This window comes from Phreatobacter sp., assembly GCF_052440005.1.
Classification (GTDB): Bacteria; Pseudomonadota; Alphaproteobacteria; order Rhizobiales; family Phreatobacteraceae; genus Phreatobacter.
In genome coordinates this window covers 1-9,249 of record NZ_JBQVQL010000131.1, presented here as the reverse complement: position 1 = coordinate 9,249, position 9,249 = coordinate 1, and the positions used below count along the sequence as shown (strand labels likewise).

Below are 9,249 nucleotides of genomic sequence, written 5' to 3'. Positions count from 1 at the left end.
CGGCGAGGCCGAGCCGGCCGAGCAGCGCCGCCGCCCGCGCGTGCCGCTCGCCGCGCGCCACGCCGGCATAGACGGCGGGAATCTCGACATTGCCGAGGGCGGTGAGCTCGTCGAGCAGATTGTAGCGCTGGAAGATGAAGCCGAAATGGTTGCGCCGGAGGTCCGCGAGGTCGTCCGGCGACAGGGCGGCGGTCTCCTGCCCGTCGATGGCGTAGCTGCCGCGGGTCGGCCGGTCGAGGCAGCCGAGGATGTTCATCAGCGTTGACTTGCCCGAGCCCGAAGCGCCGATGATCGCCACCATCTCGCCGCGGCGGATCTTGAGATCGACGTCCTTGAGCACCGTGATCGTCTGCTCGCCGCTCTGGAAGTCGCGGCTGATGCCGCTGAGGCGGATCAGGGGGCCGTCCATGTCAGAGCCCCATCGGAGGGGGCGGCCCGCCGCCCGGGCGCCCCGCCGTCGCCGTGGCGGGCAGGCGCTGGCCGGTGACGACACGCTCGCCCGTGGCGAGGCCCGACACGATCTCGGCGGTTACCTTGTTGTCCAGGCCGACCGTCACCGGCCGCACCGCGACCTGTCCGGCCGCATCCACCACCCTGACGCTCGCCGGACGGTCTCCCGCGGCCGGCGTCACCGCCGCCGATGGCACGGTCACCACGCCCTTTGCCTGCCCGAGCACCACCACCACCTGGGCGGTCATGTAGGTGCGCAGCACCCCGTCCGGGTTGGGCACGCTGAACTGGCAGTAGTAGTAGATCGCCGAGGACGAGGTGGAACTCGTCGTGCTGGACGAACCGGTGCTGCTGGTCGAGGCGAAGCTGCTGTCGCTCTTGATCGATTCCGGCGCGGGATCGATCGATTCCACCTTGGCCGCGAAGCGCCGGTCGGGATCGCCGAGGATGGTGAAGTAGAGCGGCTGCCCGACCCTGACCCGGACGACGTCGGCCTCTGAAATCTCGGCCTTGACGGTCATCACGTCGACCTGCCCGAGGACGGCGACCGTCGGCGTCGTCTGCGCCGCGTTCAGCGTCTGCCCCTCCTGCGCCGTTACCGAAAGGACGGTGCCGTCGATGGGCGCGGTGATGCGGGTATAGCCGAGATTGACCCGGGCGGTCGCCACCGAGACCTGCGCCTGGGCTATCTGGGCGTCGAGCTGGGCGATCTGCGTGCGGGTCTGCTTGACCGTCTGCTCGGCCGTCTCGAAATCGGCGCGCGAGCCCGCGGTCTGGGCCAGCATGGTCCGCTGGCGCTCCAGCTTGAGCTCGGCATAGGCGAGGATGACCGCTTTCTCCTCGCGCTGGGCGCGGGTGTTGGCGAGCGCCGCCTCGGCACTGCTCAGGGTGTTCTGCTGCGTGAGGGAATCGATCTCCGCGATCAGGTCGCCCTTCTTCACCGCCTGGCCGACGGCGACCGGAATCGAGAGGACGCGGCCGGAGACCTGGGCACCGACCGCGACGAGCCGCGCCGGCTTCAGCGTGCCGCTGGCGAGCACGGTCACCTCGACGTCGCCGGTGGCGGCCGCCGCCGTGACGAGAGTTGCGGAGGCAGACGGAGGGTTCAGGCGGTCGCGCAGCGCATAGGCGGTGCCGGCGGCGGCGACGAGGGCGAGAACGAGAATGAGCTTGCGGTTCAAAGGCAGATCACCGGCCGTGGCCGGGCTCCCGGAAACAGGGATGGAGTCGGCGGCTAGCGTGCCGGCCGCGGGCCGGTCTCGCGGTCCACGACCAGCGGACGCGAGGCGTCGATAGGGCCGGCGGGCCCGCCGCCGAGCGCCTTGCCGAGGGAAATGAAACGCGTGGCGATCAGCACCTGGCTCTGCAGCAGGGAATCTTCCGAGTCGTAGAGCGACCTCTCGGCATCGAGCACCTCGAGGAAGCTCGACGCGCCCTGGCTGTAGAGGACGCGTGCGAGACGGCCGGCCTCGCGGTAGTTGCGGACGGCGGTGGCGAGACTTCCGTAGCGGATGCGCTGCTGGGCGAGTCCCAAAAGAGCGTTCTCGACATCCTCCAGCGCATTCAGCACCGCCTGGTGGAAGGCGGCATAATACTGGTCGCGCTGCGCCTCCTGCACCTCCACCGCGGCTCTCAGCCGGCCGGCATTGAAGACGGGGATGGACACCGACGGCCCGTAGGACCAGGCGAGCGAGGACCCGTTGCCGAGATCGCCGATGCGGATGCCGCTGGTGCGCAGCGACCCCGTGAGCGACACGCTGGGATAGAGCGCCGCCTCCGCCTGGCCGATGCGCGCCGTGGACTGGGCGAGCTGGCGCTCGGCGAGGCGCACGTCGGGACGCATCATCAGCACGTCGGCCGGCACGCCCGGCGGCAGGTTGCGCCGCGGCGACGGAATGGTGGCGCTGCGCCTCAGCCGCGCGACGATGGCTGCGGGCTCGCGGCCCATCAGCACGCCGATGCGGTGAGCGGAGGCGGCAAACGCCGTCTCCAGCGTCGGGATGTTGGCGGTGGTGCTGCTGGCCAGCGCCGTCGCCTTGGCCACGTCCACGGCGGAGGAGGCGCCAGCCTCGAACTTGGCGCGGGTCAGCGCCGCCGTCTGCCGCTGGATCGCGGCCGTGCGCTGCGCGAGGCCGATCCGGGCAAGGTACCCCTTGGCCTCGACGTAGTTCTGCGCCACGTCGCCCGCGAGGGTGAGGAGCGTCGTACGCAGGCTCTCCTCGGCCACCTCGATGCCCCGGTCGGCCGCCTCGACCCCGCGCCGCGTCTGGCCGAACAGGTCGAGCTCCCAGCTCGCGTCGAAGCCCGCCTGGTAGAGGTTCGAGGTGACGTTGACCCCGGAGGATGAGGCGCTGGATCGCGAATGGGTGGAGGAGACCCCGCCGTCGACCTGGGGGAAGAACCCGGCCAGCGTCTGGCGGCGCGTCGCGCGTGCCTCGCGGATGCGCGCCTTGGCGGCGGCGGCGTCGAGATTGGCGGCGAGAGCCTCCGTCACCAGTGCGTCGAGGGTGGGATCGCCGAAGCGTTTCCACCAGTCCGTCAGCTCGCCCGGGCGCAGCGGCGCCGCCCGGCGGGCATTGGCGTGATGGGCAGAGAGCGCCGTGCCGGGCATCTGGTAATCGGGCCCCACGACGCAGCCGCCGAGGCCCGTGGCCACCGCGACGACGAACAAAAGCCGACGGCCGAACCGGCGCGGAAGGCCGGAGGGGCTGCCGTCCGGGACGGGAGACAGGACGGGGCGGAGAGCAGCCATGGCCTCGGAAACAATCAGAAACTGAAGAGTTTATTTAATCGCAAAGATCGCCTATGGTCAATGACGCTAGAGGCCCAGGCCTCATCACGAAAGGGTCAGGACGTGCCTGAAGCCGGTCCTCCACAGCCTGTCGCGGCCGCGCGGCGCGGTCGCCCCCGCCGCCTCGCGCCCGACGACCAGCGCCGCCGGGCGCTGGCTGCGGCACGTGCGCTGCTGGACGAGGTCGGCTATGGCGCGACCACCATGGACGGGGTGGCCCGGCGGGCGAGCCTGTCCAAGAAGACGCTCTACGAGATCTTCGCCAGCAAGGCCCAGCTCATGGCCGCATTGGTGGAGGAGCACCGGCGCTCGGTGCTCGCCCTGCCGCACGAGGACGACGACCCGCCGGACGTCGCCATCCGCCGCATCTTCCGCGTCGACACGCCGGAGGCCGAGGCGCTCCAGCGCGACGGGCTCATCCGCCTCATCGTGGCGGAATCGGGAGCCTTCCCCGAATTGCGCGACATTCTCCTTGCCCACGGCCCGCGTGTCGCCCATGCCGACCTCGCCGCCTGGATCGCGATGCAGGTCGAGCGCGGCATCCTCGACGTCGCCGATCCGCGCCTCGCCGCCGGCGTCCTCCTCGACATGATGTTCGGCGCGATGATGCAGCGCGCCCCCCACGGCGAGGGGCTCGGCCGCGCGGCGCGGATCGAGGCCGCCATCGCGATCTTCGTGCGCGGGGCCGGCTATCGCCCGGCGGGCGGGGTTCAGCGCAGGTAGTCGAGCAGCGAGAGGCCCTGCACCTTGGCCACCGCCGCGTAGGACGCCTGGAGCTGCGTCTCGTAGGCGGTGAGCTGGACGGTGACGGCCGCCACGTCGACGCCGGTCAGGCCCGACAGCGATTCCGAGACGTAGGACTGGTAATCCTGTTCGGCGGTCGCCGCCCGCTCCAGCGCGGCCGAGGCCAGCGACAGCCCGGACTGCACCGCCGTCACCTTGTCGAGCGCCGAGACGAGTCGCGCCGAGATCGCCTCCATCTCCGCGTCCGTCGTGTCGCCATCCACCTTCGACAACGCGCTCACAGCCCGCATCATCTCCTCGAAGGCCGTGTTGTCGGCGGTCACCCCGTAGGCGATCGTCCGCTCCGCCGAGACCTGCACGGACGTGACCGTCCCGTTGCCGCGGTAGTAGCTGGTGTCGGCGGTGTCGAGGTCGGCGGGAGCGTAGGTTTCGAGGTCCACCGGCGCCGTGGTGGTGGCGCTGCCGGCGAAGAGATAGCGGCCCTCGTAGCGCACGTTCAGAAGCCCCGCGAGGTCGTCCAGGGCGCTGGCCGCGGCGGTCGCGAGGCTCTCGTCGGAAGTGTCGGTGCTGTTGGTGCCGACGGCGGCGGTGACCCGCGCGCGCAGTTCGGTGAGGAGATCGGTCATGGTCGACATCTGGTCGTACATGACCTGGACGCGGCCGTTGGCCTCCTCGGCGGAGGAGGCATAGGTCTTCGACCGGGCGAGCGAGACCTCGAGATCAAGGACCCGCGTGGCGGCACTGCCGAGGCCCCCATAGTCGGTCGACACCTGTCCGGTCGCCTCCTGGACCTGCAACTCGGACATCTTCGCCTGCGTCCTGAGCGAGGCGGAGAGCATCCGGTCGTTCATGGCGAAGGTCGCGACCCGCATGGCCATGGCGCCCTCCCCGTCAGGCCGACTGTGCCGCTTCGAGCAGGGCGTCGAACATGGCGTTCAGGACCTGCAGGAGCTGGGCGGCGGTCGAATACTGCTGCTCGAGTTCGCTGAGCCGGGCGGTTTCCTCGTCGAGGTTGACGCCGGTCTGCGAGGCGAAGAGGTCGGTGAGCGTCTGATGCACCGTTTCCTTGCTGGTGAGGTCGGACGTGGCTGACGTGGCGAAGCTGGCCGCGTCGGCGACGACCGCGGCGGCATAGTCGGCGAAGGTCTTGCCGCCGCCGGCGAGGCGCCCCGCCGCGTCGAACGCCGTCTCGCCGGTCAGGGCCTCGCTCAGCGCCTGCGCCACGGCGCTCGCGCCGCTGCTGACGACCGTCTTGCCCGTCGTCAGCGTCGCATCGGTGCTGAGGCCGCCGGTGGCGAGGGTTCCCGGCGCAGCGAGGATGTCGCTGCGAACGGCGATGTCGGCCGCCCCCGATCCGGTCAGCAGGTCGTTGAGGCCGAAGGTGGCGGAGAACCCCTCCCCCGTGCCGCCGACGGAGACGCCGATGTCGGCGAGGCTCACCCCGAGCCCGGCCGTCTCGGAGGAGACGACCAGATGGCCACCGGAATCCAGCGAGGCCGAGAGGCCGTCGATGGCGTCGAGGGCGAAGACGACCTCGTCGATGCTTTGGTAGGCCGAGAGGTCGAGGTCGGCATAGGAGGACAGGGCGCCCTCCTCATCCGTCAGGGCGACGCGCAGCGTACCGGTGGCGGAGAAGGCGTCGGATCCGGTGACGCTGGCCGAGCCCGTCAGGGTCTCCGGCGCCGGCACCGCGCTGCCGGCATTGTAGGCGGCATTGAGCTGGTCGATCATGCCGCCGGCCAGCGCGTCCAGCGCGTCCTGGCTCGCGGGGAGCGTCTCGTCGCGCAGCGTCAGGAGCGCGCCGATGGCGCCGGACCCGATCTGCCCGGTCACGTCCTTGCCGTCGACCGTGATGGCGCCGAACACGGTGTCGGCGGTCACGGTGCCGGCGGCGCTGTAGGAGAGCTCGTGCGCCTTGCTGTCGAGCAGCGTCGTGCCGCCGGCCGTGTAGATCCGCATCTGGTTGTCGGAATTGACGTAATAGGAGACGTCCATCTCGGCGGCGATCGCCTGCAGCGCCGTGTTGCGCTGGTCCTCGAGGTCGGCGGTCGACTCCCCGCGCGCGGAGGCCGCGGCGATCTGGTCGTTGAGGCTCGCGATCGTCTTCAGCGCGTCGTTGACGGTGGTGACCGCATCCTCGATCTGACCGTCGGCATCGGCGCGCAGCCCCTGGATCCCCGCGGAGGTCTCCCGCAGCTGCGATGTCACCGCGTCGAGGGCGTCCACCGCCTGCGCTTTCAGCGTGTCGCTTTCCGGCGTGGCGGCGAGGGAAGCGATGGCCGATTCGAGCGTCACCAAGCTGCTCGCCAGGGAGGTGCCGCCGTCCTCGCTGCCCGAGGTCGAGCCGAAGAGCGCCTGCAGCCTGTCGGTGAACGCGGCGGTGGCCTCGGCGGCGCCCAGCGCGCTCGCGGCGGCGACGAGGTCCTTCACGAGGTACTTGTCGACGCTGCTGGTCACGGCGCTGATGGTCACGCCGGTGCCGACGCCGCTGGTCACCACCGCCGCCTGGGTCGCGGTCTTGCGCGTGTAGCCCTCGGTGTCGGCATTGGCGACGTTCGAGGAGGTCACGCCCATCTGGTACTGGGCCGCGGACAGCGACGAGGTCGCGATGCTGCGGATCGACGACAAGGACATGGCTTCCTCCCCCGCCCTCCCCGGCAGCCGGGCTCAGACGAGCCGGCCGAGCATCCCGGCCGGCGCCGGCCGCGCATGGGTGGTGACGCGACCGTTCGCCTGGTAGGCGCCGCGGTCCGTGACCTGCTCCCGCATGGCGCGCATGACGGCTTCGATGCGCCGGCGGCTCGCCTGGATGGCCGCCTCCAGCCGCGCGACGTTCTCGTTCATCGCGGCCTGCAGGTCCGCGCCGCGCCGCTTCATCCAGCCGCGCAGTTCCGGATCGGCCTGCTCCAGCCGCAGCTTCCTCTCGCGCACCGCGAGGGTCCATTGCTCCAGTTCGGCCGCGAGCGAGGCTTTGCGGCCGACCGCCTCGGTGCGGGAGGCGGGCACCCCCTCGGCGAGCAGGGCGTTCTCCTCGCGGATGACCTCGGTCATCGCGTCGAGGAGGGTGACGATGCGGATCACCATGGCGTCGATCTGGTCTGGGGTCAGGGAGGTCATCGGAACGGTCCTTGAAAGGCCGGACGGCGCCCGTCGGCGGCGGGGCTGAGGGCGGCGGTGCGGCGATAGGCGTCGCCGGCCCGCGCCTTGGCGAGGAGGCTGTCGAGCTGCGCCCGCACCACGCCCCGCGCCGCCCTGAGGTCGCGCAGGATGGCGTCGAGGTCGGTGATGAGCGCCGCCAGTTCGAGGCGGGCGGCCCGGTCGCCGGGTGTCGCGCCCGGATCGCGGGTGAAGCGGGTGCGGGCATGGCGCCGCGCCCGCTCCAGCCTCTGGAGCAGCGGGTCCACCGCCACGCGGCCTGTCGGTGCGCGGCTCATCGGACGGCTGTGATGAGCGTGTCGTACATCTTGTTCGCCGCCGACATGACCTGCGCCGCCGCCGAATAGGCCTGCTGCGCCGACATCATGTTGGAGAACTCGGTGCTGGTGTCGGAGGTGCTCGCCTCCAGCTTGCTGCCGACGACCGTCCCGGCACCGTTGGTGCCGGCGATGTTCAGCGTGCTGGCTCCCGACTCGGTGCTCGCCGAATAGACCCCACTGCCCTCGGCGGTGAGGCCGTCGGGATTGTTGAAGGTCGCCACCGCCACCTTGTAGATCGCCCGCTGCGTGCCGTTGTCGTAGCTCGCATAGACCGTGCCGTCGCTGATGGAGACGCCGGTGAGGCTGCCGAAGCTCACGCCGTCCTGTTCCGTCTCCAGGCTGACGCCGAGCGTCTCCGCGCTGGTGGAGAGCTGTGACAGGCCGGTGGCGGTGCCCGCCGACCCCATGTCGAGGGTCACCGAACTGTCGGCGGCGCCGGTCGTCCAGTTGGCGATGGTGAGCGTCGGCGGGCTCGGCGAGGTGCTGGCGAGTGTCCCGTCCGCGTTGAAGCTGATCGTGATCGGATCGCTCGTCACCGTGCCCAGCGTGCTCGTGCCGTCCGTGCTGGTGGGGTTCGAGAAGGTAGCGGTCCAGGCGTTCTCGCCGGTCTTCTCCCAGGTCACCGTGGTCTTGGCGGCGGTGCCGAGCGAATCGTAGATCTCGACCTCGCTGGTGAAGGTGGCGTTGGTGGCCGCCTCCGCCGGCAGGTTGGCCTGCATGCTCATCTCGGTCGTCGCCGCGGCGATGCTCGACAGCGCCGTCGTGTTGATCGACTCCAGCGCGCTGGCGGTGGTGCCGCCGGTGACGTTGCCCTCCGCGTCGGTCGGCCAGCCCTGGAGGTAGTACTCGCCGTTGGTCAGGTAGCCGCTCTCGTTCACCGTGAAGGCGCCGTTGCGGGTGTACGAGGTGTTGGCGCTGTCGGTGCCGGTGGTGACGACGAAGAAGCCGCTGCCGTCGATCGCCATGTTCGTGGCGGTCGTGCTGGAGGTCAGAAGCCCCTGCATGGAGATGTTGGAGACGGTGCTCACCGCCACGCCGCCCGCCGAATAGGTCGAGGACGAGGTGCCCGTCAGCAGGCTCTCGAAACTGGCCGACGAGGTCTTGTAGCCATAGGTGCTGGCATTGGCGATGTTGTCGGAAATCATCGCCAGCGCGGTGCTCTGCGCGGAGAGGGCGGAGACCGCCGAATTGAGGGCGCCGGAGAGGCTCATGGCGCCACCTCAGGCCGAGATGTCGAGCTTGGAGGCGATGCTGGAGACGGTCGACGACAGGCTCGACACCGTTGACGACAGCTCGCTCAGCGTCGTGTTCGTCTGCGACTGCTGGTCGTAGCTCGCATAGGACATCATCTGGTTCATCAGCTCGCTCGTGTCGGTCGTATCGAGCGGGTTCTGGTTCTGCAGCTGCTCCACCAGCAGCGTGAGGAAATCGTCGCTGGAGAAGCTCGAAGACGATGATGTCGAGGAGGACGTGCTCGTGCTGCTCGTCGTGCTGGTGGATGAGAGAGCGCTGATGCTCATGGCAAACCTCGACCGTTGCCCGGACTCGCTGGCGGAGGCCGGGGTTTCGTGGCGACGACGGGTGGTGTGGCGTCGCTAGTAGAACGGTCGGGAAAGGGATTTCAGGCGCGGATTCTGGCGCACCACTGGCGAAGAAAAGCCAGTGATTTCAAAAGTTAATGAAAGATGACCCGCGCTTGCGGATCTGAAACGTGGAAGCCTGCCGCAAAGCGGCGTGGGGCGCGGGAAGGCCTGGAGGGGAAGATGCGCCGGGGGTTCAGCGCTCGCC

The 9,249-nt window shown here is 70.1% G+C and carries 11 protein-coding genes; 1 reads left to right on the top strand and 10 read right to left on the bottom strand.

Annotated features, from left to right (window positions below; genetic code table 11):
- From ACT6XY_RS21335 to ACT6XY_RS21325, 3 genes are all read right to left on the bottom strand, one after another.
- Window positions 1–409: ABC transporter ATP-binding protein (locus ACT6XY_RS21335; RefSeq protein ID WP_444750319.1), on the bottom strand; the 409-nt coding region annotated here is incomplete at its 3' end.
- Between the two features lies 1 nt (window position 410).
- The gene (locus ACT6XY_RS21330; protein ID WP_444750318.1) at window positions 411–1,631 is read right to left on the bottom strand and encodes an efflux RND transporter periplasmic adaptor subunit; all 1,221 of its coding nucleotides are present in this window, start codon (window positions 1,629–1,631) and stop codon (window positions 411–413) included.
- A 53-nt stretch (window positions 1,632–1,684) separates the two neighbouring features.
- Complete coding sequence (locus tag ACT6XY_RS21325; protein WP_444750317.1) at window positions 1,685–3,202, bottom strand: efflux transporter outer membrane subunit; 1,518 nt, start codon at window positions 3,200–3,202, stop codon at window positions 1,685–1,687.
- Between the two features lie 102 nt (window positions 3,203–3,304).
- On the opposite strand from ACT6XY_RS21325, the gene ACT6XY_RS21320 reads away from it, so the two are divergent.
- Window positions 3,305–3,964 carry a TetR/AcrR family transcriptional regulator gene (locus tag ACT6XY_RS21320; protein WP_444750316.1) on the top strand — a complete coding sequence of 220 codons (660 nt, stop codon included), beginning with the start codon at window positions 3,305–3,307 and terminating at the stop codon, window positions 3,962–3,964.
- Here ACT6XY_RS21320 and ACT6XY_RS21315 read toward each other — a convergent pair.
- From ACT6XY_RS21315 to ACT6XY_RS21285, 7 genes are all read right to left on the bottom strand, one after another.
- The gene (locus ACT6XY_RS21315) at window positions 3,952–4,863 is read right to left on the bottom strand and encodes a flagellin (protein ID WP_444750315.1); all 912 of its coding nucleotides are present in this window, start codon (window positions 4,861–4,863) and stop codon (window positions 3,952–3,954) included. The genes ACT6XY_RS21320 and ACT6XY_RS21315 overlap by 13 nt on opposite strands.
- A gap of 13 nt (window positions 4,864–4,876) precedes the next feature.
- Complete coding sequence (gene flgK, locus ACT6XY_RS21310; protein ID WP_444750314.1) at window positions 4,877–6,619, bottom strand: flagellar hook-associated protein FlgK; 1,743 nt, start codon at window positions 6,617–6,619, stop codon at window positions 4,877–4,879.
- A gap of 33 nt (window positions 6,620–6,652) precedes the next feature.
- Window positions 6,653–7,102, bottom strand: coding sequence for a flagellar protein FlgN (locus ACT6XY_RS21305; protein ID WP_444750313.1), 450 nt, complete (start codon window positions 7,100–7,102; stop codon window positions 6,653–6,655).
- Window positions 7,099–7,419, bottom strand: a complete 321-nt coding sequence (locus ACT6XY_RS21300; RefSeq protein WP_444750312.1) for a hypothetical protein — start codon at window positions 7,417–7,419, stop codon at window positions 7,099–7,101. Before ACT6XY_RS21300 ends, ACT6XY_RS21305 begins: the two co-directional genes overlap by 4 nt.
- Window positions 7,416–8,672: a flagellar hook protein FlgE gene (gene flgE / locus ACT6XY_RS21295; RefSeq protein WP_444750311.1), complete on the bottom strand. Its 1,257-nt coding sequence runs from the start codon at window positions 8,670–8,672 to the stop codon at window positions 7,416–7,418. The genes ACT6XY_RS21300 and flgE overlap by 4 nt, the downstream gene beginning before the upstream one ends.
- Window positions 8,673–8,681: 9 nt before the next feature.
- The gene (locus ACT6XY_RS21290) at window positions 8,682–8,981 is read right to left on the bottom strand and encodes a flagellar hook capping FlgD N-terminal domain-containing protein (RefSeq protein ID WP_444750310.1); all 300 of its coding nucleotides are present in this window, start codon (window positions 8,979–8,981) and stop codon (window positions 8,682–8,684) included.
- Window positions 8,982–9,056: 75 nt separating this feature from the next.
- On the bottom strand, window positions 9,057–9,249 hold a 193-nt coding region (locus ACT6XY_RS21285; RefSeq protein WP_444750309.1), incomplete at its 5' end, for a hypothetical protein.

Excerpts from the sequence above, each read along its gene's own strand:
- ACT6XY_RS21325 (WP_444750317.1), bottom strand. The coding sequence starts at position 3,202 with ATGGCTGCTCTCCGCCCCGTCCTGTCTCCCGTCCCGGACGGCAGCCCC.
- ACT6XY_RS21315 (WP_444750315.1), bottom strand. The coding sequence starts at position 4,863 with ATGGCCATGCGGGTCGCGACCTTCGCCATGAACGACCGGATGCTCTCC.
- flgK (WP_444750314.1), bottom strand. The coding sequence starts at position 6,619 with ATGTCCTTGTCGTCGATCCGCAGCATCGCGACCTCGTCGCTGTCCGCG.
- ACT6XY_RS21305 (WP_444750313.1), bottom strand. The coding sequence starts at position 7,102 with ATGACCTCCCTGACCCCAGACCAGATCGACGCCATGGTGATCCGCATC.
- ACT6XY_RS21300 (WP_444750312.1), bottom strand. The coding sequence starts at position 7,419 with ATGAGCCGCGCACCGACAGGCCGCGTGGCGGTGGACCCGCTGCTCCAG.
- flgE (WP_444750311.1), bottom strand. The coding sequence starts at position 8,672 with ATGAGCCTCTCCGGCGCCCTCAATTCGGCGGTCTCCGCCCTCTCCGCG.
- ACT6XY_RS21290 (WP_444750310.1), bottom strand. The coding sequence starts at position 8,981 with ATGAGCATCAGCGCTCTCTCATCCACCAGCACGACGAGCAGCACGAGC.